Here is a 21,905-nt window from a genome sequence, read left to right as displayed (position 1 = left end):
TCACGGTGGCCGCGCGCGGGTCACATTAGATACCGTGGGCCCCATGAGCACCCCGCTGAGTCGACGCCCGATTCGCCGCCCTTGATGTCGAAACTCGCCGAGGCCATCGACCGGTTGACCGGCCACCGCCAGGCAACGCTGGACACGGTCACGTCAGCACCTGCGCCTCTACAACCGATCGACCTGACCGACGACGCAGTGGTCGCCGAAGTCCTCGACCTGGCAGTTCGGGTCGGCGAGGTACTCCTCGCATCGGGGACTGCGGCGATGGACACAGCCGAACAGGTCCAGTTCATCGCTGCAACCTACGGTTTGGCTCAGTGCGATGTCGACGTCACGTACAACTCGATTGTTCTGTCTGCGTATCGAGGACCGACCCGCCCGCCGGCCAGCACGATGCGCATCGTTCACTACCGCTCGATGGACTTCACCCGCCTCGCCGCGGTGGACCGTCTGACGCGTCGCATCAGACGCGAGGCCATCACCCCGAATCAGGCCCACGACGCACTGACGGCGATCACGACCGCACCCCATCCCTACAGTCGCTGGACCGCGACCTTGGCGTGGTCCGCGATGGCCGCGTCGGTGTCCGTGCTCCTCGGCGGCGGCCTCCTGGTTGCCACGGTGTCGTTCCTGACGACGATGGTGATCGACCGAGTTAACCGGGTGCTCAACCGTTTCGGGTTGCCGTTCTTCTTCCAGCAGGTGATGGGCGGCTTGATCGCCGCTGCCCCCGCCGCGACTCTGTACACCTTTCAGGAACAGTTGGGGATCAGCATCAGACCGTCGCTGGTGATCGCGGCCGGGGTGGTGGTTCTGCTCTCGGGGCTGTCGTTGGTCGGCTCGGTGCAGGACGCCATCATGGGCGCGCCGATCACCGCAGTGGCGCGTTTCTTCGAAGTCGTGATGATGACGGGCGGCATTATCGCCGGCGTCGCGATCTCGCTGCGCGTCACCGGAATGTTGGGCTCGACGTTGCCGCCGATCAACGTCGAAGCCTCCCCGATCACCCAGCTACCCGTGCTGATGCTCTCCGGCGCATTCGCCTCGGTGTTCTACGCGCTTGCCTGTTACGCGGAACGGCGAGCGTTGACAGCCGCGTTCCTCGGCGGCGCGGCGGGCAGTGGTGTCTCGATCTACGTGCAGACGCTCGACGTCGGTCCCGTCATCGCGGCGGCAATCGCAGCGACGGTCGTCGGCCTCGCCGGTGGTTTGATGGCACGCCGAGCGCTGACTCCGCCGCTTGTCGTGGCAGTCGCCGGCATTACGCCGCTGCTTCCCGGTCTCTCGCTGTACAAGGGGCTCTATTCGCTGCTCAACGATCAGGTTCTGGTCGGGCTGACAGCACTGTTGTCGGCGTTCGGTATCGGTTGCGCGCTGGCCGCGGGTGTCACCCTCGGCGAGTGGGTAGCCCGGACGCTACGACGGCCCAGGATTCTCATGCGTGTGGACTCACTGCGTCGCCCTCTGGTCAGAAAGCGGAAACGACGCACACCGACAGCGAGCAGGTAGAAACACGAAAAGCTGGGCACCTCTGTCGGTGCCCAGCTTTGTCGTTGCTTTCTGAAAACGGATCAGCTCTCGGAGCTGCGTCCGGCTGCAGCCTGATCTGCTTCCATCGCCTCGCGCAGACTCTTGGGACGCATGTCGGTCCAGTTCTTCTCCACGTACTCGAGGCACGCTGCTCGGCTCTCTTCGCCGAACACCACACGCCAGCCCGCAGGGACCTCGGAGAACGTGGGCCACAGCGAATGCTGGTCCTCGTCGTTCACCAGCACGTAGAAGCGTCCGTCTTCGTCATCGAAAGGGTTAGTGCTCATCTCGCCTCACTCGTTACGTACGTTTCTTGTGCGCTCAGACTAGCAAGCGCACCGGTTGTCTTCTGGTTGCTCAGAACGGACGCCAAAATCTCGCCGGCACGTACCGCGACGTTCGACAACAGCGACGACGTCAGTCCGTGTGTCCGTTCCGTACCCCCCTGGAGGTAGATACCGCCCGTCACGTCATCCGTTACAGCCATACGATAGTCCCGACTTACGCTACGCGGAACAGACGAATCAGACACGAGTTCGCCCAACAACGTATCCAACGGCGCCGGAGTGAAGCCGGTAGCGAGGACCAGCGCGTCGCACTCGAGCGTCTCGGTAAATCCGTCGAGATTGCTACGAACAGTCAGTTCGACTCCGGATTCGGATTCGGCGGCACCCGTGATCTCCGACGCCTTGTGCATGAACAATCGACGTGGCCCGCGAACCATTTCCTGGTATTCGGTGGCATAGAGGCTGTTGATCAATTCGATGTCGACAACCGAGTAATTGGTACTTCGGTGCAGAGCCAGAATCCGCTCCCGCTCGGCGGCAGTTGCACCATGCAGAGCGTCGACGGCTTCCGGATCGAAGATGCGGTTGGCATACGGGCTGTCGTCGGCCGGACTGTATCCGTAGCGAGAGAAGACACTGTGTACTTCTGCGTTCGGATAGTGGGAATGCAGGTAGTCGACGATCTCGGCAGCGCTCTGACCCGCGCCGAGAACAGCAAACCGATTGTGTACGGGTTCCGGCATCGCGTCGAGATGGAACAGGAACTGATGGTTGTGGAAGCACCGGGAGGACAGTTGCGCCCAGTCCGGTATCCGCTCCACCAGACCAGCAGCGACCACGACGTTTCGAGCGCTGACCACGCTCCCGTTGGCTAACCGAACGTCGAATCGGTCGACAATGCCGTCGGCGTTTCGATTTCCGTCGACTGCCTCGACCGCGGTTCCGAAACTCACGTCTGCGTCAACCCGGCGCGCAGCCCAGCACAGGTAATCGTTGAACTCGTGACGCGTCGGGAAGAAAGTCTGGTGATTGACGAAATCGACGAGACGCCCGTGCTGGTGAAGATAGGAGAAGAAGCTGTATCCGCTCTGAGGATTGCGGAACGTCACCAGATCCTTGGGAAACGCAATCTGCATCGTGGCTCCGTCGAGGAGCATTCCCGGATGCCAGGCGAACTGGTCCTGCTTCTCGAAGAATTGTGCGGTGACACGATCAACGGCTGCACAGTTTGCGTTGTGTTCCTCGATCGCAATTGCCAAAGCGAGGTTGGCAGGGCCGAACCCGATTCCGACAATATCGACAGTGCGAGATGTAGCACTGACGTCACTCGGTGATTCGCTCATACAGGTTGTCCATCCCCGACATCACGACCAGGCGGCCGATCATCGATCCCAAGTCAGAAGCAAAGGCTATCCTTAATTAGGTGAGGGTATCAACATGGAGACCCGTCGCATAGCGCTTGATCCCCTACTGCAGTGCGACGCACGTCATAGTTTGCCGCCCACGGGCCGAAACACCTGCTCAGCGCTGTTCCCACGGACCGAATTCGAGCAAAATATCTATCGCAAGGCCGTCACCTTGGCGGCGCACCACGTGCTCGAGCGCATACACGCGGAAGCCTTCGGCAGCGCGCGCAAGATCGGACACACCCGGCAAAATTTCCGGCTCGGGCGGTCCGCCGACGCCTCGGTGATAGTTTTCGATCGAGTGCCCGAGGTACATCACTCGTCCACCTGGCGAGACCCACCCGGCGACGCGCCGCAGGGTGTCGACAAGCTGCTCGAGCGGCAGATGCAGGAAGCTCACCAGAACGAGATCTACCCGATCTTCTGCATTCCAGGCCGTCGCATCGCCGACCTGCCAATTGACGGCATTGCCCACGTCAGCGGACCGCGCCCGGTCGATTGCCACCGACGAGTAATCGACCCCGGTCACCGACCAGCCCTGCTCCGCCAACCAGCGGGCATGACGTCCGTCGCCGCACGCCAAGTCTACGGCAGTGCCCGGCTCCAGGTCAGCCACACGCGTGGCCACCGTCCCGGCCGGGTCGATCCCCCACGGCTGCGTGACTGCTCTGTACCGCTGGTCCCAATCCGATGCATCCATGTGCTTCCCCTACTTCCCGACTGACTGCCTTTACCGAGTATCTTCCCGGCCGGACATATGACAACAAGATACCCCAGGGGGTATACATGTCAGCAAGCCCATATACCCCCACCCGTATCAGGAGTTTGGAATGACGACCACAGCACGTACTGATTCGGCGCCACCCGATCAGCGCACCCGCGACGGAGTGCTCGCCCGACTCGGGCGCACCATGGTCACGCACACCCGCTGGGTTATCGGCATCTGGTTAATCGCACTCGTGGCGCTTGGCACCGCAGCACCTACTGTTTTCACGTCACTGGCCGGCGCAGGTTGGCAAGCGAACGGGTCCGAATCAGTACAGGTCCGGGAATTGGCAGAGCAGCATTTCGGCGGAAATTCCTCTGCTGCGGTCCAAGTTGTCGTGCATTCGGATTCGCAACAGACAGGCGACCCGGAGATGCAGGACACGCTCGCCCGCGCAACCGCACTGTTCGAAGACGACAGCCGATTCGGTGAGGTCATCGCACCACAACCCGGCATGACGATCAGCCCCGACGGACATACCGGCATCATCATTGCCGGCGCAAACGCAAGTACCGACGATATGGTGAGCGCCCTCGACGAACTCGCAGGAAAGCTCTCCGGCCTCTCGACCGACGGAATCGAGGTGTACCCGACCGGTGCGTCGGCATTGTGGAGTGATTTCAACAAGGCCAATCACGAAGCCATGATCAAGGCCGAAATGATGTCGTGGCCAGTCACTCTCGCAATCATGGTGCTGGCTTTCGGTTCACTGGTTGCGGCCGGACTGCCACTGCTTTTGACGCTCGCGGGTCTCGTAGCGTCGGCCGGCGGACTTGTGATTCTCAACGAAGTCACACCGATCTCGGTGTGGGCCATGAATTTTGCGATGATGTTTGCCCTTGCACTCGGCATCGACTACGCCCTGTTCCTGGTTGCCAGATTCCGCGACGCGCTGCGGAAAAACCCCGACCCTCGCACCGCTGTGGCCGAAACTATGGACACCGCAGGCAAAGCCGTTGTTCTCTCCGGCTTGACAGTCCTTGTCAGCCTCACTGCGGTTCTGATCGTTCCGGCACCTGCAGTGCGGACTATGGCCGTCGGAATCATGCTTGCCGTGATCTTTGTTCTTGCCGCAACACTGACCCTGCTCCCCGCGCTGCTCGGAAAAATCGGCGCAAAGGTCAACGCCGGTTCGCTCCCCTATGCGCGGCGCCAGCAACACCGTTCCCCGCTGTTCGCCTCATGGGCGTCACTGCTGCACCGCCACCCCTGGCCGTTCGGCATCGGCGCACTACTGATTCTGATTGCGCTCATCACCCCCGTTCTCGGGCTGAAAGTCGCCATGCCGTCTATCGCGGTAGTTCCCGAGGACGCTCCGGTCCGCCAGGGATACGAATTGGTTCAGCAGCAGTTCGGTGACGGCACTCCTGGAATGCTGCAGATCATCACCGCTACGGAGAACGCAGCCGAGTCGGCACGCATCGCCGGATCCGTCGACGGCGTAGCGGCGGTCACTCCGGGACAACCCGCGGCCGACGACGCCGATCTGGTGATGCTGCAGGCAATCCCGGGCGTCGACCCGTCCGATCCCGCAATGGAGAGAATCCTCGCCGACCTGCGGGATCGGCTACCCGATTCTGCCCTTGTCGGCGGAGCTCCAGCCGAGAATCTCGATCTTCAACAGGCACTGAACGAGTACCTGCCGATTGTGATTGCCGTGATTTTGACACTCGGATTCCTGCTGTTGCTGATCGCACTGCAGGCACCGCTGATCGCGGTCATCGGTACGGTGGTAAGCCTGCTGTCCACCGGCGCGGCATTCGGTGTCGCGAAGCTGATCTTTCAAGACGGCCACGGATCTGGCCTGCTCGGCTTCGAACCTCAAGGCTTCTTGAACGGGTGGGGTCCGGTTTTCTTCTTCGCGATGATCTTTGCGATTGCGATGGACTACACCGTCTTCCTCCTCTCGAGCGCCAAGGAACACTACGAGCGAACCGGCGACCCCAAGATCGCTCAGGTCGACGGACTTGCACACTCCGGCCGAGTGATCGCGGCAGCGGCAGCAGTAATGGTGGCCGTATTCTTCACCTTCGCGTTGGCTGACCCCTTGCCACCGAAGGAGATGGGAATCATCCTCGGTGTTGCGGTCGTGCTCGACGCCGTCCTCGTGCGCCTGGTTCTACTTCCGGTCGCGTTGCGTCTGACCGGCAAGGCGGCGTGGTGGTGCCCGACATGGCTGCGACGGATTCTGCCGAAGATCAGTTTTGCGCACGGCTGATTCGTGTACCTCAGATCACTGCTCAACTAATACCCCTAGGGGTATGATGGAGACAGACGACAAAGGAGAACTCCCATGGATATCGCACTTGGCACCAAGGTCAGCGGAACATTCGACGACGTCGTGGCCCGCACTCGCGAAGCCCTCTCGACACAAGGCTTCGGCATCCTCACCGAAATCGACATGCAAGCCACCCTCAAGGCCAAACTCGGCGAAGACATGGAGAAGTACCTGATCCTCGGTGCTTGCAACCCGCAACTCGCGCACCGCGCCGTCGGGGTCGATCGCCAGATCGGGCTTCTACTGCCGTGCAACGTCGTGGTTCGCGAAGACACGTCGGCCGATGATTCGTTTTTTGTCGAGGCCATGAATCCAGATGTAATGGTGCAGGTTTCCGACGAAGACGGACTCGAAACGGTTGCGGCCGAGGCCGCCGACAAACTGCGCGCGGCAATCAGCACACTCTGACGTTTCGATCGTGAAGGATTCTGCTCGCTCAGCGAACAGAATCCTTCACGATCAGCCGCCATGCCCCCCGGGGTACTCTCGTCCAAGTACAGACATTCGAGAAAGGGCCACCATGACCGGCGACGAAGAGAGCATTGCGCTCGTACTGAACAGACTGCGCCGCGCTCATGGCCAACTCGCCGGAGTGATCACGATGATCGAGAGCGGCCGTGACTGCAAGGACGTAGTCACCCAACTTGCCGCTGTCTCAAAGGCACTCGACCGGGCCGGCTTCAAGATCGTTGCCTCCGGACTGCGTGAATGCATGACCGGCGCCGAAGGCAAGGACCCTCTTACCGAAGCCGAACTCGAGAAACTGTTCCTCGCACTGGCCTGAACGGATTATCCGGCCAGGAAGTCGATCAGCACCTTGTTCACGGCATCCGGCCGCTCGAGGTAGCCGTAGTGGCCGGTGTCCGGAATCTCTTCGTACGTCGCCGTAGCGATGCAGTCCGCAACCTCGCGGGAGAGAAATGGCGGAATCATCCGGTCATCGGCGAAGGCGACGGACAGGCAGGGACGCATGATCCCCCGGTACTCACTGCGGCGATCGAACGAACGGTCCATGTTCAACTGAGCCCGCACGCCGGGCGCTGTTGTGCCACCCGAGAATTCGAAAATGTCCAGCCAGTCCCGGACTCCGCGTTCGTCCGCCAAGGTAGTGGGCGACAGGTTCATCACCGCTGTCACTGCTGCTCGATACTTTGCGGGCAACTCCACGCCACTGTCGACCAACTCACGCTCCCCCTCTGACAGCGTCTGCTGGAAGTGATCCATCCGGGCATGGCCGGCGAGGAAGACTGCCTTGCGGACCAGGTCCGGACGGGCCAACGTGAGTTCCTGAGCTACTCGGGCACCCATCGACGTTCCGATCACGTACGCAGGGCCGCCACCGAGATGTTCGATCAATCCTGCGGTGTCGGCGACCATGTCCGGCATGGTGATACCGCTGACGCTCTCACCGGACGGCGCGATTCCACGGTTGTCGAACGTGCAGACGCGATACCCGGCCGCAACCAGTGCCGGGGTCTGGTGCAGATCCCATACCCGTCCAGGACTTCCGGTTCCCATGATGAGCACCACCAGATCCCCATCACCTTTGACCTGGTAATTGATCGGGATTCCGTTGATAGTGGCGACCGTCATAGCTGCCTTCCTCCTCGTGTTCTGCCGCAGTGCTTCTCAGCCTGATTTCGGGTTGGCCGAAGCTCCCCCGCTTGCGGCAACACTATCGCGTCTCACGACCTTCCCATGCTGCCCACAGGTGCGCGTACCGCCCGCCGGCGGCCACCAGTTCGAGGTGCGGCCCCTCCTCCACGATCCGGCCGTGCTCGAGAACGACTACCCGGTCCGCCGCGGCTGCTTGGGTAAGCCTGTGGGCGACAACAAGAGTGGTCCGCCCGGCCGTCGCTGCATCGGCAGCTGCCTCCAGTTCGCGGGCGCCCGCACTTCCAGCTTCCGCCGTCGCCTCGTCCAGCACCGCGAACGCCGGGTCTGCCAATACCAGCCGGGCCAATGCCAACTGTTGTGCTTGCGACGCCGTCATCTCGTGCCCACCTTCGCCGACAACGGTCGCGAGACCGTCGCTCAAGGCCGCCACCCACGGCGACGCTCCGACGGTCTTGAGCGCCGACATCACATCTTCGTCGGACGCCTCCGGTGCGGCGAGGCGCAAATCCTCGATCAAGGGGCCGGCAAATACATGCACTTCCTGACTGACAATCCCGATGTGGCGTCGTAGATCGGTGAGGTCGGCCAGCGCAACACCACCGACCAGCACGCTTCCCGACGTCGGTGCCCACGATCCGGCAGCAATCGCCGCGACAGTCGACTTCCCGGCTCCGGTCGAGCCGACCAATGCCACCCGCTCCCCCGCGGCCAGAGTGAGGCTGACTCCGTGGAGAACCTCGCGGCCGTCGTAACTGTGCCGAATGTCCCGCAATGTCAGTGATCGATCCTGGGGTTCGGCCACCTCGATTGCGGTGCGGTGGGATTCCGGAATATCCACAACCCCGACCAGTCGTGCCAGGCTCGCACCCGCCGACTGCACTTCGTCGAAGGTGTAAAGAAGCGAACCGATCGGATTGAACAGCCGGTGGAACAGCAGTGCTGCCGTGGTGGTCTGGCCGACGGTCACGATGTCGTCGCGCACCAGCAGGAACCCGACAACAAGGATCATGGACAGACCCACGAACTCTGCCCGGTTCCCGCGCCCGGCGAACCTGGTGAACAGGCCGAACACTCCCACTGCCAGATCGCGGGCCTTCGCCGACGCGTCGTCGATCCGCCTCAGATGCTCCTTCTCCAGGCTGTAGGCCCGCACTGTCCGGACACCTTGAACACTGCTGATCAATGCCTGCGAACGTGCACCCATCGCCACGCGCTCGGCGGCATAGATCGGCGCCGATCGCGGCAGATACCACTTGAGTGCCATCGCGTACATCGGCAGCGCCACCAACCCCGCCAGACCCAGGCGCCAGTCCAGTCCGAGCATGGTCACCATGCTGAGGGCGACCAGAAGAACCGCCCCGATCAGGTTCGGAATCACCTCGGAGACGGCCTTCGCGATCACAGCGACGTCATCGCCGACGCGAGACAGCAGATCACCTTTGCCGACCTTCTCCAGCGTCGGGACTGGCAACCGAAGCGCTCGATCGACGGTTCGCTCGCGTAGATCCGCGAGGATCGTCTCACCCAGCTTCTTGACCAGATACGACGCGAATCCCGTGAACACACCACCGATGACGGCCGCCGACGCGATGATCGCCACCACCGTCAGAATCGTCGATGTGGGGGCGCCCTCACGAACCCGATCGACCAGAACACCGAAGACGTAGATCGGTACCAACGCCATTGCAGCCGCTGCGGCCGATACGGCAACAACAAGAAAACTGTGCAGTTTTCGCTGCGCCAACTCCGACCTCAACCACTGCCAGGTTTCGCGGCCGCCCGCGATCGGCAACAGTTCACGAGTCTGTGTCTCGGTCATCGTAGAACCGCCCCTCGATAGTCGGTGTCGTGATGAGCGAGTTCAGCGTGAGTCCCTTGCGCCACTACTACTCCCTGGTTCAGAACGACCACACGATCCGTTGCCGCCAGCAGCGCCGGACTGCTCGTGATCAGGATCGTGGTGTGCAGATCTGTTCCGCTGTGTCGTAAATCCGCGATGCCAGCCGCGATCGACGACTCCGTCACGGCGTCCACCGCGGTTGTCGGATCGTGCAGCACCAGTACAGGCGCCTTCGTGAGCAACGCACGTGCCAGCGCGACCCGCTGCCGTTGACCACCGGACAGGCTGGCTCCGCGGTCGGTGACCTCGAGGTCGAGTCCGTCGGGATGGGAGTCGACGACGTCGGCGGCGGCCGAGGCAGCCAGCGCCTGCCCCAGATCTGCGGACTGTGTATCGCCCGCGCCCGCCTCGAGATTGGAGCCCAGCGACCCCCCGAACAGATCGGTCAGGTGCGGTTCCACGAGCACGGTGCGCCTCGCTAGCGCCAAGTCCATGTCGTGCAGCGAGATTCCGCCGATACGAACAGAACCGCCGTACTCGTGTGCACCCGGTTGCCCCGACAGAACCGTCGCAAGCGCCTCGGCGTCCTGCGGTTGGTACGCCACGACGCCCAACAGTTCGCCCGCGTCGCAGTGCAGATCGACGCCATTCAGCGAACGGAATTGCAGCCCTTCGAGAGTCAGATCGTAGCCCGGTGTCTCGATAACCGACCCCGGCGTCAGGATCGGATCGGCGTCGAGCACCAAGGCCAGCCGATCGGACGACGCGCGAGCAACCGCAAAATAGCCGGGGAGAGAGGCAAGGAGACCAAGCGGTTCGAGAAAGAACTGCGCCAGACCGACCACGGTGATCAACTCTCCCACCGTGATTCGGCCCTGCAATGCGAAGTAGCCGGCGCAACCGGCGATCCCCACGGCAAGCAGGGCGCTGACCGTCGCCGACACACCGGTGTAAATCGCAGTCGCCTTCGCCGTGTGTACCGCGGATGCGAGTGCTTCGCGGCTTGCACCGCGATAGCGATCGGATGCCGACTTCTCAGCGCCGATACCCCGGAGAGGCCGCAGTCCACTCACCAAGTCGGTCGCCATTGCCGACGCCCGGGCGATCGACGCCTGCTTCCCGGTCGCGCGGGACGTGATGAGCGGCGCGGACAGTTGCAGTAGTCCGAGAATGACCGGAGTACCGATCAACACCGCCAGCCCCAGCGTGAGGTCGATCCACAGCAACGCAATGGCCGACGCCACCGCGGCGGTGAGCGCTGCCGCTGCCCGCGGCACGATGTCGGCTATCCACGACGCCTGTTCCGCGTCGGACGTCGACACTGTGAGCAGTTCGCCGGATCGGAGGTCCGTGCGCACGCCCCTCGGGTCGAGAACGCGGTGCGCCACCTCGAGGCGCAATCGGTGCGCCTCCTGCTGCATCGCCGTCACGATGAACCGCGCGCCTAGTCTCCAGGCTGCGGTGAGGACGAGAAACAGCGCTCCGAGCGCACAGATCGACACGACGATCGCGGTGGTGTCCGAAGTCTCGATTGCTCGATCGATGATCACACCGATCGAAATCGGCACCGCGGTTTCGGCGAGCTGATGCAGGCACACCAGGACCGTGCCGATAGCCAGCGGTCCCCGGTTTCGCACCAGAACCCGTCGCAAGATCGCTGCACCACTGTGTTTACCTGTGTCGGATTCACCTGAATCTACGATGTCACTCGCGGAGGTCGAACTCATGGAACTCCAAGCATTGATAGGAACCGGAACGTCGGGCACACAGAGAAGTAAGTCGACCCTAATACATGAGCAACTAGCGTTGACGTGCCCAGTTCTCATAGAGTCGCTGTAAGAACCATTGCTTGCGCCGTGCAGGCAAGCACGAGAGGAACATGATGTCTGAGAAGACGACCGTCGAAGCCGAAGTCGAGATCCCGGACGAGGAAATCGAGACCGTAGCCGAGGAAACCGCCCGCATGGCTCAGCGCGTTGTCGCTGCCTACGCGGAAGACGCCGACGAGTGCAGGATGCTGCTCTCGATGCTCGGTATCAGCCCCGTCAGCAAAGTCGACTGAATCTCGATCGAGTCTTTCACTATTCCCCAACGAGAAGGAACCACGTGTCTGTCAGTCCGGAATCGGCCAGCTCAATCCCCTCTGACGACGCAGGTGCCCCTTCCCCGCAGGAAACTGTGTCCGGGCAGGCCGAGTTCGTCGTAGTAGCGAACCGCCTGCCCGTCGACCTCGAGCGGCTGCCGGACGGCACCACCCGGTGGAAGCGCAGTCCCGGCGGTTTGGTGACCGCTCTCGAACCGATCCTGCGCAGCAAGCAAGGCGCGTGGGTCGGCTGGGCCGGTGTTGCCGACGCCGACATGAACCCCATCGTCGAGGACGGCCTGGAGCTGTACCCGGTACCGCTCAGCGCTACCGAGATCAACGAATACTACGAAGGTTTCTCCAACGCGACGCTGTGGCCGCTCTATCACGACGTGATCGTCAAGCCTGAGTACCACCGTGAATGGTGGAACGCGTACGTCGAGATCAACCGCCGCTTCGCCGAAGCCACCGCCAAGGCTGCGGCCAACGGCGCGACGGTCTGGATCCAGGACTACCAGCTCCAGCTCGTACCGAAGATGCTGCGCATGCTGCGCCCCGACCTCACTATCGGGTTCTTCCTGCACATTCCGTTCCCGCCGGTCGAACTGTTCATGCAGATGCCGTGGCGAACCGAAATCATCGAGGGCCTCCTCGGCGCCGACCTCATCGGCTTCCACCTTCCCGGCGGAGCACAGAACTTCCTCTTCCTCGCCAGGCGTCTTGCGGGACAACAAACTTCACGCGGCAATGTCGGCGTCCGCTCCAAACTCGGTGTTGTACAAGTGGGTTTCCGCACCGTCCGCGTCGGCGCATTCCCCATCTCCATCGACTCCGGAAAGCTCGACGAGCGCTCACGTTCCAAGGAAATTCGCGACCGCGCCAAGCAGATTCGCAAAGAAATCGGCAACCCCAAGAAGATCATGCTGGGCGTCGACCGGCTCGACTACACCAAGGGCATCGACGTTCGCTTGAATGCACTGCACGAGCTACTCATCGACGGACGGATCGATCCCGCCGATACCGTCATGATCCAGTTGGCAACTCCCAGCCGGGAGCGCGTCGAAAGCTACGTCCAGATGCGCGGTGACATCGAGCAGATGGTCTCGCGCATCAACGGCGAGTTCAGTGAAGTCGGCCGCCCTGTTGTCCACTACATCCACCGACCGGTCGACCGCGACGAACTGATCGCATTCTTTGTTGCCGCCGACCTCATGTTGGTCACCCCGCTCCGCGACGGTATGAACCTGGTCGCCAAGGAGTACGTCGCGTGCCGCAGCGATCTGGGCGGAGCTCTACTGCTCAGCGAATTCACCGGTGCGGCAGCAGAATTGCGTCAGGCATTCCTGTGCAACCCCCACGACCTCGACGACGTCAAGGATTCCATGGTGGAAGCGCTGAACCAGCCGAAGGAAGACGGCCGACGCCACATGCGCGCCCTGCGCCGTCAGGTGCTCACTCACGACGTGGACCGTTGGGCTCGCTCGTTCCTCGACGCTCTCGCGCACGGCGGCGCCGCTGGGCCCGCGCTGATCGCACCGGACGAGACCCAGGAAGTCGACGACAACGACTAAAGAACCCGGCCGAGGTAAATTCCCTCGGCCGGGTTCTTTATGTCGAGCAGGCGTCGATCAGAACGGTTGAACGCTGCTCACCAGCCAGCGGCCATCCTGCTTCTCGAGTCCCATCTTGACCCGACTGCCACTGGCCACCGCCTCCGGTGAATCCTTCGACGTCGTGATCTGATTGAGGAAAAGCATTGTGGTCGCGGTATCCGGTGCGGCATCGAGAATCGCCGCACCCTGTACCACAACCTGGACGGTGAGCGCCTTCTCCTGTGCGCCGGGAATGATCACCGATTCGATCAACTCGGTGAACTGATTCTCGAAATCACCGGTCAATCCTTCTGTTGCCGAGTGCAATTGCTGATCGACGTTGTTGTAGTCGTACTGGAACATCGCGACTGCCTGGTCCGAGGAAACCTGTACCACTTCGTCCCTGGTGTTATCCGTCGCGGCCAGATCCCTGGTTCCGTCCGGACCGAAGTAGAGATACGCGGAGAGTCCGGCCAGCGCGATGGCGAGCGCACTGATCACACAGAGGACTATGACAAGTGGTGACACCCGTGCGGACGTAGTGTTCGTCTCTGCAGATTGCTGGGTCATGGCACAAACTCCACGTTCGAGGCAAGGAGTTGCCCGTCGGTATCGCACATGGTGATTCGCAGGCGATAATTACGTTCCTCGGGCTCGGGCTGCTCCGCGTTCTTCTGCAGTGCACGCACCGCGACGAGCGACGTTCCACAGTCACCGTCGATCTTTTCGAGTCCGGCTTCGAGGATCTCGCCGTCGGTCTGGACACCTACCTGTCCGAGAACGTCGACAAACGAATCCTTACGTCCGTCGAGTTGCGATTGAAATTCCTTGGTGGTGCCGGCCAGGAACTTGTCGAGATCGGCGCCTGCAGTCTCGGAGTGCAGAGTGGTCAGGTTGAGCGCTGTGGTCCGCGCACCCGCAATGTATGCGGCCCGCTCTTCGTCAGCGCTGGATGCCTTACTGCGATCCACCAACAGCAGTACCGACACCACCGCAAACGCAAGCGCGACAATGGATGCGAGAACTATCCCGCCGATCAACTTCCGAGACGTCGGCCGCTTTGCCGTCGGAGCCGAAGACTCGGAGTTCGCTGACGTTTTCGGAACCTCCAGAACCTCCGGAATCTTCGGAGACGTTTCCGTAGCTGTGTGCGCCGCAGTGACGCTCTGTTCCGACTTGACCAGGTCGACGCGTTCCTGCGCCGAGCTCGGCACTACCGTCGACGCTGCGCCTGTATCTGCGCCGGTCGGTCCGGCGTTCCGGGACGCCCGACGACGCACACGCTGCCCCGTGTTGGGTTCTTCTTCGTTCATCAACCTTGCTGACCCTTCATGAACTCTTCGAGACTGATGTCTCCGCCGGCACCGAGTTTCGGCTGCGAGTACGTCCTTCCATCGGGTCCTATGTACGTGCCTGTAGTCGGATCGTACCGACGCGCGGTGACGCCCGGTTCCGACGCATAGGAACTGGGGGTCGCCGTGATCGGTTCCGGCGGTCCGGATTGCGGATTCGTGCCCAGTGGAACGTATCCGGTCCGGCACTGCTCCACCGTCGCTGCGCGTCGCCCGGGGAATTCGGCGCAGGGCAGATTGCGTGCTCCGCGCACGGCGATCGGCGAGTCCTGGGCGATGCGGCAGAACAGGTCAGACGGTGTGGCGATCGGTGATTCGTCGTTGGGACTGCGCCACTCCTCCGCGGGGAGGAAGCCCGTGGTGCACGGCGGCGGATCGTTGACTTCGAGATGGAAGTCGACCAGGGCACCGTCCGCCGGGTTACCGGAGCCGGCGACTGTGACGAGCGCTGCCGACAGCGGTGGGTAGATCACGAGGATCTGCTCGATTGCGTTGTTGTACAACACCCCTACCTCGCCAACGGACACCAGGTTCGCCAGGAGGATCGGCAGTGTCGGCTGAAGATCCTGGAGCAGCGCGTTGGCCTCGGACGCCGCTGCCGGGCCCTTCTGGATAATTGCCCTCAGATCCGGGTCACTGGCCCGCAGCTGATCCGTGAAGGTCACCAGATCGCTTGTCCACGAACGGATGTCGTCGCTACTCACGATCTGGGTGTCAAGCAGCGGACCGGCCTGCTCGATCAGCGTCTTGGTGGCATCGGAGTTGTTGTTCGCTTCTTCTACGAACAACCGAGCGGAGTCGATCAACTTCTGCAGATCCGGTCCCGCACCGTTGAATGCTTTGAAAGATTCGTCGATGACGGTCTTGAGCTTCGTGTCGGAGATACTCTGCAGCAACAAATCTGCTTGATCGAGTAGCGCTCCGACGTCCTGTGGAACGGAACTCCGATCAACCGGAATGACGGAGCCGTCCTCCAAGTGCCCGGATACGACGATCGCACCGGAGGAGTCGGTGTGCGGGATCAGATCGACGAACTGCTCACCGATCGCGGACACACTCTTGACTACCGCGTCGACGTCAGCCGGAATCTCGACACTGCTGTCCATGGACAACTGGGCGTTCACGCCGGTTTGCGACAACTCGACGGCCTTGACGACGCCGACACTCTGGCCGCGGTAGGTCACGTTGGAGTTCTTGTACAGCCCACCGGTGGACGGTAATTCGACGGTGACGGCGTAGCGCCCGATCCCGATCATCGCCGGAACCCGCACGTATTGCGTTGCCATCACGACCAAACCGATGACGGTGAGTACCGCGAAGATGACTAACTGGATGCGGACGAACTTTGTGAGCATCACGGTGCTGGTGCCCCCTGAGGAAGTCCTGGAATGGTGATCGGCGGGAGTCCCGGAATCGTAATCGTGTTCGGGTCAGCAGCGGGCGCTTCTGCCGTCGGAGCCGGAGCCGGAGCCGGAGCTGCGGCCGGCCTCAATGGATCGCTCAACGGATTGCCTGCCTGCCCACCCAGCCCGGCTTGCGTGCCCAGAACACCTTCCGGGCCACCCAAGGATCCTGCGAGCGGTGTACCGGTGAGGAAGTTCGCATCGAGTCGCGGCAGTGTCAGGTCGATTGTCATCGCCAGGTTGGCGTAATCGCCTCGGATGACGTTGTCGATTCCGTTCTGTGGGAACGGGAAGGTGAGCAGAACTCCGAGTACCTGAGTCAGCGCGTTACCGGAATCGGCAAGTGCTTTCAGAGTCGGGGACAGTGACCGTACGTTGGTGGCGAAGTCATCGCCACTTTCGTTGATCACACGACTGGCCACCTCACTCAAACCACCCAGGGACGTCAACGCGTTGGTGATGTCCTGGCGTTGCGCCACCAAGATGTCCAGTGCCGGGGGAATTCCCTCGAGCGCTTTGTTCAGCGTGTCACGTTGCGCCTCGACGGTGTACGACAGCCGATCGATTCCTTCCATCGCTGAAATGATGTCTCCGCGTTGCTTGTCGAGGCTGCCGACGAGCTGATCGAGTTGCGGGAGTAGGTCACGCACAGAATCCTCGCGCCCGACGAGTGCCGCGTTCAATTCCGTCGTGATGTCCTGTATCTGGGCGAGTCCGCCACCATTCAAGACAACGGATAGCGAAGACAGTGTCTGCTCCGTGGTCGGGTAGGCACCCGCTCGTTCGAGGGGAATGACGTCCCCGGCTTCGAGGCGCCCTTCCGGTTCCTCTTCCACCGGCGGCGCCAACTCGATGTGCTGAGATCCGAGCAGACTGGTCTGCCCGATCTTCGCGGTGGCATTGGCGGGCAACTGAACCTCGGGGTTGAGCGACACCGTCACCAGAGCATGCCAACCCTGGACTTCGATGTTCGAGACACTGCCCACCGCCACGTCGTCCACCCGAACGGGTGAGTTCTGCGACAACGTCGTCACATTGGGCATTTCGATCTGAACCTCGTACGACCCCTCGCCTCGCCCTTGGGTGCCTGGCATGGGTACGGAGTTCAGTCCGTTCCATTCGCAACCACTGGCGCCGAGAGCAACGCCGACCGTCAGTGCCACCACTACCGCTTTACCTCTGGCGCGCATCAGTTGCCTCCCCCCATGTTGAAGAGTTCGGTGAGGTCTTTCGGAACGGAGGGCATCGGTACACCATCCAGCGGACCGGCCGCAGCCTGCGGGCTGGACGCGGCTTTGCCCTGATTTGCGGCCGCTTCCAAACCTGGCTCCGTGTAGACGATCTGGTCCGGGAAGGCTTGAACTCCGGAGACCGGGTTGAACAAGAACCCCGGATAGTTGGCGATCAGCGTGCTGAGCACCGGGCCGAGGTACTCCTTGCACAGGTCGGCGCTTCTCTGGGCGTCCCCGGTGTCGATGGCTTCGATGGAACCGCAAATCCACTGAATCGGATTCTTGACGTTGCTGAGTGCGATCGCGCCGGTCATGCTGCCCTGGGCCGGCTTGTAGATCTGGTAGAAGTTGGCCAGCGACGTCGGGCCCGAGTGGAGTACCTGCTCGATCTCCGGACGCTTGTCGGTCAACACTTGGGTTGCGTCCGCCAGGCGCGCCACCGATTCACTCAGGCCGGCCTGATTGTCGTTGACAAACCGCTGGACATCTCCGACCGCAAGATCGAGATCGCTCAGGGCGGTGCCCAATTCGTCGGAACTGCTGGCGAGCACACTACTCACTGACGCGAGGTTGCCGCTGAACTGCACGATCTGCTCGTTACTCGAGGACAGCGCGGTGACGAAGGCCTGTAGGTTCCGGATAGTCGAGAAGAGATCCGTCCGGCCTTCCGACAATGTGTGCATCGTGTCGGACAACTCGCGCAACGTCATCCGAATGGACTCACCGTTGCCCTCGAGGTTGTCGCCGAGCGTATTGATGAAGCGCCCCAATGAGCCTTCGTCGTCCACGCCTTCCGGGCCCAGTGCCTCCGACAGTTTGGCAAGCTCGGTTTTGATCTCGTCCCATTCGACCGGGACCGCGGTGCGTTCGATCGGAATGACGCCGCCGTCGGGCATCTGGTCACCCCCGGAGTACACCGGGGTCAACTGAACGAACCGTGCAGAGACAAGACTCTGCGCGATTATGAGAGCCTTTGCGTCTGCGGGAATATCAACGCCGGAGTCGACAACCATCTCGACGTAGGTGTCCTGATCACGAGGCTCGATCTTCGTGACCTTGCCGACGTTGACGCCCAGAACTCGAACGACATCGCCTTCGTACAGTCCCGTCGTGGAGACGAAGTGGGCGGAGACCTTGGTCTTACCCAGACCCGGAATCAGAAGGTAAGCCGCGGCAGCGACCAGCAGGAGCACCAGTGCCACGGCGCCGATCAGTACCCACTTCTTACGCGAACCGGTGGAGGCTGTTGTGTCGGTCATTCTCCTGGCCCCCTGGTCGTCGGCGGAATCCCGGGAAAGAAGTCCTCGAGATCCGACGGAAGTTGTTCGGGATCAACACTGCTGTCCACCAGCGTCTTCCACCAGTTACTGGGAAGAATGTTGATGATGAAAGCGTCGAAGAACGGTCCGCTTGCCACGGTTTCACCGAGTGCCGTGATGTACGGACCGAGACCGTCGAGTGCGCCGGAGATGTTGTCCTTGTTGTTCTGGAGTACCTCGGCGACGGAATTCAGCTTCTCCAGGGTGGGGCCCATTTGAGCTTCGTTCTCCAACACCAACGCCGAGAGCTGACGCGACACTGCCGAAGTGTTGACGATCAGTTCACTGATCGCATCGCGGCGCAAGCTCAGTTCACCGAACAGCTTGTTTCCGTCCACCAGTAGAGAGTCGATCTGACCGCTGCGGTCCGCAAGAATCTTGGTGACATCCTCAGCGCGAGAGAGTAATTGGAGCAAACTCTCGTCCCGCTCGTTGATGCTCTGCGAAAGCCGCGTCATGCCGTCCAGCGCTCCCCGCAATTCAGGCGGGGTGTCGGCCAACGTATCCGAGATCGCGTTGAGGGAATCGTTGATCTGCGCCGTGTCGAGTTCCGACACGGTGGTGCCCAGGTCCCCGAGAGCATCGTTGAGCGAGTACGGAGAGTTCGTGCGTTCCAATGGAATCGGCGTACCGGTACGCAGCATGCCCGGCCCCTCGGACCGAACTGCCAGCGACTTGCGGCCCAGCACGGTATTGGTCTTGATGTCGGCCGACGTCTGTTCGCCGAGCGCAATGCCGTCTTGGACGGTGAAGGTGACCAACACGCTTTGATCATCGAGTTCGACCTCGCTGACCTTGCCGACATTCACACCCGCCAACGTCACGTCGTCACCGGCAACCAAGCCGCCGGCGTCGGCGAAATAGGCGGAGTGCCGGATTCCACCGGACAGGAACTGCAATTGATCGTATTGCAGTGCGGCGCCGACCGTCGCGACAGCCAGGACCAGACCGACGATGCCGATCTGTACAGGATTTCGTTCACGGGTAGGACTCATTCTGTCTTCGCACACCTTCCCGTGGTCTGTACTGCCGTGGGCAGGATAATCGTGGTTCCGTCGGGGCCGGAGAATTTAAAGGTGTTGGCGCACAGGTAGAACTGGAAGAACGAACCGTAAGTTCCGACTCGGATGAGCTTCTGGTAATCCGTAGGCAGACGCGCCAGAGTGGTATTGATATCTTCCTTGCCCAGATCGAGTTGTGTCATGGTGCGGTTGGTTTCACCGATCAGCGTCTGGATATCGGGGCGAGTGGCTCCCAACAAAGACGCGAGGTCCCCTGTTGCACCGGCGATATCGGTGATCGAGTTCGCAATCGGACCACTGTCCTGTGCCAGTCCGCTCACCAACTGCTGGAGTTGGTCGATCGTAGTGGAGAACTGATCCCCTTTGTCGTTGATCGTGCCGAGGACGTCGTTGAGGTTGGTGATCACGTCGCCGATCAACTGATCGCGATCTGCCAGCGTGCTGGTGAACGAATTGGTGTTTCCGAGAAGCGAAACCAGAGTTCCGCCCTGTCCTTGCAGTACCTGAAGCAGCGCTCCGGAAAGATCGTTGACCTGCTGGGGATCAAGCGCACGCAGGAGCGGTTTGAACCCGCCGAGCAGTAGGTCCAGGTCCAGTGCCGGCGATGTCTGGTCGACCGGAATCGAACCACCGGACGACAAGGTTTCGGTCGACCCGGTGCCCTCGAGTAGCTCCATGTAGCGATCGCCGACCAGGTTCTCGTAGCGAACTGTCGCCTTGGTGCTCTTCATCAACGAGTACTGGGTATCGACGTCGAAGGTGACCGCGGCCTGGTTGGAGTCGTCGATGGACACGCCTGTCACTGATCCGACCGGGACACCGGCGATTCGTACCTTGTCTCCGGACTTCAGACCGGAAACATCGGCAAATGTCGCGTGAAACCCGTTGCTGCTACTGAATCGCACCTGACTGAACACAATTGCCAGACCGGCAAAGATCACCGACATGACGAGTGTGAAGATCAAGAATTTTACCGTTGTCGGTCTCATCACTCCCGGTCCTGTTCGTAGGAGTCCCCGAAGAGGAACTGGAAGATCGTCGGAACCGTCACTTCGAATTCCGTGTTGGGCACGAACGGAACGTTTCCGGTGTTCGTGACGGCAAACGGAGATTTTCCGTCGACCTTCGGGTCAAAAGTGGGGAAGCCGTAGCAATTCGGACCGCCCGACGCAGCGACCTTCGGCAGGGACTCCGGATTCGAGTACGCCTCTGCACCCCACATGAAGCTCGCACTGAGCATCAAGGCCGCCTTGTCGCCAGTGCCTGCCATCGGCTCGAACTTGATGCGGCCGTCGTTCAATCCGACAAGGAAGCAGGTCAGGCCGGGCGAATATTCCTCGAGCAGCGTCGTGGTTGCCGTCAGGGTGTCCAGGGACGTGGTGAGGGCCTGCTCGTTGTCGGTCAGCAAGGCGTTACCAGTGTTGGCGAGGCCGGTGATGTTGAGCAACAGCAGATCCAGGTTGGCCTGCTCGGCCACGATCGAACCGCTTGTGGTGGTTGCATTGTCGAGGACGCGCAGGAGGTCCGGCGCCACGTCCGCATACAGGTTGGTGACCGTGGACGCGCTGGCCAGATCCTCCTGCAGTTGCGGCAGCGTGGGATTCATCTTCTTCAAGTAGGTGTCGCCCAATTCGAGAACCTCGCCGAGTGATTCGCCGCGGCCGTTGAGTGCTGTCGAGATTGCTCCGAGTGTGGCGTTCAGCTTCTCGGGCTCGACCTTGGCCAGCACCTCCGAAAGATGTTCGAAGACACTGTTGAACTCGACGGTCACGCTGTCGGAGGCAATGACCGCGCCTTCTTGAATCGGCTGGCTCGACGGATCGTCCGGGATCACGATGTTGACGTATTTTGCGCCGAACACCGTGGTGGACTTGATTTCCACGCCGGCGTTGGACGGAATCTTCGACATCTGATCGGGGAACATCGCCAACTGGAGGCTGGCTTGGTCGCCGTCGAGTGAAATGGATTCGACGCTCCCCACCTGCACGCCGCGCAATTTCACCTTGGCGTCGGGTTCCATGACCAGGCCGGCGCGCGACGACGTCACCGTGATGGGGGTGCTTTTGGTGAAGCCACCCGAGAACATGGTGAGTGCAACGGCCACGATGGCGGCCAGCCCGAGGATCAGACCGGCCGCGGCAAGCTTCTTGTGCCAACTGGGAACTGTCATCGTCT

20 protein-coding genes are annotated in these 21,905 nt (G+C 61.6%); 6 read left to right on the top strand and 14 right to left on the bottom strand.

Annotation, left to right across the window (positions count from 1 at the left end; all coding sequences use genetic code 11):
• The first annotated feature begins 84 nt into the window (after positions 1-84).
• Positions 85-1,512 (top strand): threonine/serine exporter ThrE family protein, encoded by a 1,428-nt coding sequence (locus ACFRFQ_RS12120; RefSeq protein ID WP_378657321.1) that lies wholly within the window; start codon positions 85-87, stop codon positions 1,510-1,512.
• Between the two features lie 62 nt (positions 1,513-1,574).
• On the opposite strand, the gene ACFRFQ_RS12115 is transcribed toward ACFRFQ_RS12120, so the two are convergent.
• The 3 genes from ACFRFQ_RS12115 to ACFRFQ_RS12105 all read right to left on the bottom strand — a co-directional run bounded on the left by ACFRFQ_RS12115 (position 1,575) and on the right by ACFRFQ_RS12105 (position 3,926).
• Positions 1,575-1,820: an MbtH family protein gene (locus ACFRFQ_RS12115; RefSeq protein ID WP_033232272.1), complete on the bottom strand. Its 246-nt coding sequence runs from the start codon at positions 1,818-1,820 to the stop codon at positions 1,575-1,577.
• The gene (locus ACFRFQ_RS12110; protein WP_378657317.1) at positions 1,817-3,163 is read right to left on the bottom strand and encodes a lysine N(6)-hydroxylase/L-ornithine N(5)-oxygenase family protein; all 1,347 of its coding nucleotides are present in this window, start codon (positions 3,161-3,163) and stop codon (positions 1,817-1,819) included. The genes ACFRFQ_RS12115 and ACFRFQ_RS12110 overlap by 4 nt, the downstream gene beginning before the upstream one ends.
• Positions 3,164-3,341: 178 nt before the next feature.
• Positions 3,342-3,926: a class I SAM-dependent methyltransferase gene (locus ACFRFQ_RS12105; protein ID WP_378657314.1), complete on the bottom strand. Its 585-nt coding sequence runs from the start codon at positions 3,924-3,926 to the stop codon at positions 3,342-3,344.
• Positions 3,927-4,056: 130 nt separating this feature from the next.
• Between ACFRFQ_RS12105 and ACFRFQ_RS12100 the strand changes: the two genes are divergently transcribed.
• From ACFRFQ_RS12100 to ACFRFQ_RS12090, 3 genes are all read left to right on the top strand, one after another.
• Positions 4,057-6,210 carry an MMPL family transporter gene (locus ACFRFQ_RS12100; RefSeq protein WP_378657311.1) on the top strand — a complete coding sequence of 718 codons (2,154 nt, stop codon included), beginning with the start codon at positions 4,057-4,059 and terminating at the stop codon, positions 6,208-6,210.
• Positions 6,211-6,285: 75 nt separating this feature from the next.
• On the top strand, positions 6,286-6,678 hold the full coding sequence (locus tag ACFRFQ_RS12095) for a DUF302 domain-containing protein (protein WP_378657308.1): 393 nt from the start codon (positions 6,286-6,288) through the stop codon (positions 6,676-6,678).
• Positions 6,679-6,790: 112 nt separating this feature from the next.
• On the top strand, positions 6,791-7,054 hold the full coding sequence (locus ACFRFQ_RS12090; protein ID WP_033232278.1) for a metal-sensitive transcriptional regulator: 264 nt from the start codon (positions 6,791-6,793) through the stop codon (positions 7,052-7,054).
• 5 nt (positions 7,055-7,059) lie between these two features.
• Here ACFRFQ_RS12090 and ACFRFQ_RS12085 read toward each other — a convergent pair whose 3' ends face one another.
• The 3 genes from ACFRFQ_RS12085 to ACFRFQ_RS12075 form a co-directional block, all read right to left on the bottom strand.
• On the bottom strand, positions 7,060-7,863 hold the full coding sequence (locus ACFRFQ_RS12085; RefSeq protein ID WP_378657303.1) for an alpha/beta fold hydrolase: 804 nt from the start codon (positions 7,861-7,863) through the stop codon (positions 7,060-7,062).
• A gap of 82 nt (positions 7,864-7,945) precedes the next feature.
• Positions 7,946-9,706, bottom strand: coding sequence for an ABC transporter ATP-binding protein (locus ACFRFQ_RS12080; RefSeq protein WP_378657300.1), 1,761 nt, complete (start codon positions 9,704-9,706; stop codon positions 7,946-7,948).
• On the bottom strand, positions 9,703-11,454 hold the full coding sequence (locus ACFRFQ_RS12075; protein ID WP_378657298.1) for an ABC transporter ATP-binding protein: 1,752 nt from the start codon (positions 11,452-11,454) through the stop codon (positions 9,703-9,705). The genes ACFRFQ_RS12080 and ACFRFQ_RS12075 overlap by 4 nt, the downstream gene beginning before the upstream one ends.
• 155 nt (positions 11,455-11,609) lie before the next feature.
• Here ACFRFQ_RS12075 and ACFRFQ_RS12070 point away from each other — a divergent pair, with 155 nt between their 5' ends.
• Positions 11,610-11,789, top strand: coding sequence for a hypothetical protein (locus tag ACFRFQ_RS12070; RefSeq protein ID WP_378657295.1), 180 nt, complete (start codon positions 11,610-11,612; stop codon positions 11,787-11,789).
• Between the two features lie 74 nt (positions 11,790-11,863).
• Positions 11,864-13,381, top strand: a complete 1,518-nt coding sequence (locus ACFRFQ_RS12065; RefSeq protein ID WP_378657449.1) for a trehalose-6-phosphate synthase — start codon at positions 11,864-11,866, stop codon at positions 13,379-13,381.
• Positions 13,382-13,438: 57 nt separating this feature from the next.
• Here the strand turns inward: ACFRFQ_RS12065 and ACFRFQ_RS12060 are convergent, their stop codons facing one another.
• Genes ACFRFQ_RS12060 through ACFRFQ_RS12025 form a run of 8 tightly spaced genes read right to left on the bottom strand, consistent with a single transcriptional unit; the run spans position 13,439 to position 21,900 of the window.
• Positions 13,439-13,972 (bottom strand): twin-arginine translocation pathway signal, encoded by a 534-nt coding sequence (locus tag ACFRFQ_RS12060; protein ID WP_378657292.1) that lies wholly within the window; start codon positions 13,970-13,972, stop codon positions 13,439-13,441.
• Positions 13,969-14,715, bottom strand: coding sequence for a hypothetical protein (locus ACFRFQ_RS12055; RefSeq protein WP_378657290.1), 747 nt, complete (start codon positions 14,713-14,715; stop codon positions 13,969-13,971). Before ACFRFQ_RS12055 ends, ACFRFQ_RS12060 begins: the two co-directional genes overlap by 4 nt.
• Entirely contained in the window at positions 14,715-16,112 is a 1,398-nt protein-coding gene (locus ACFRFQ_RS12050; RefSeq protein ID WP_378657287.1) for an MCE family protein, read from the bottom strand. Before ACFRFQ_RS12050 ends, ACFRFQ_RS12055 begins: the two co-directional genes overlap by 1 nt.
• Positions 16,109-17,347 carry an MCE family protein gene (locus tag ACFRFQ_RS12045; protein ID WP_378657284.1) on the bottom strand — a complete coding sequence of 413 codons (1,239 nt, stop codon included), beginning with the start codon at positions 17,345-17,347 and terminating at the stop codon, positions 16,109-16,111. The genes ACFRFQ_RS12050 and ACFRFQ_RS12045 overlap by 4 nt, the downstream gene beginning before the upstream one ends.
• On the bottom strand, positions 17,347-18,648 hold the full coding sequence (locus ACFRFQ_RS12040; protein ID WP_378657282.1) for an MCE family protein: 1,302 nt from the start codon (positions 18,646-18,648) through the stop codon (positions 17,347-17,349). Before ACFRFQ_RS12040 ends, ACFRFQ_RS12045 begins: the two co-directional genes overlap by 1 nt.
• Complete coding sequence (locus ACFRFQ_RS12035; RefSeq protein ID WP_378657279.1) at positions 18,645-19,703, bottom strand: MCE family protein; 1,059 nt, start codon at positions 19,701-19,703, stop codon at positions 18,645-18,647. The genes ACFRFQ_RS12040 and ACFRFQ_RS12035 overlap by 4 nt, the downstream gene beginning before the upstream one ends.
• The gene (locus tag ACFRFQ_RS12030; protein ID WP_378657446.1) at positions 19,700-20,719 is read right to left on the bottom strand and encodes an MCE family protein; all 1,020 of its coding nucleotides are present in this window, start codon (positions 20,717-20,719) and stop codon (positions 19,700-19,702) included. Before ACFRFQ_RS12030 ends, ACFRFQ_RS12035 begins: the two co-directional genes overlap by 4 nt.
• Positions 20,719-21,900, bottom strand: a complete 1,182-nt coding sequence (locus ACFRFQ_RS12025; protein WP_378657276.1) for an MCE family protein — start codon at positions 21,898-21,900, stop codon at positions 20,719-20,721. The genes ACFRFQ_RS12030 and ACFRFQ_RS12025 overlap by 1 nt, the downstream gene beginning before the upstream one ends.
• Positions 21,901-21,905: the final 5 nt, after the last annotated feature.

This window comes from Rhodococcus sp. NPDC056743 (genome assembly GCF_042790355.1).
Lineage (GTDB): Bacteria > Actinomycetota > Actinomycetes > Mycobacteriales > Mycobacteriaceae > Rhodococcus_F.
Note: the sequence above shows the minus strand (reverse complement) of the source record. Positions and strands in the feature narration are given on the sequence as shown.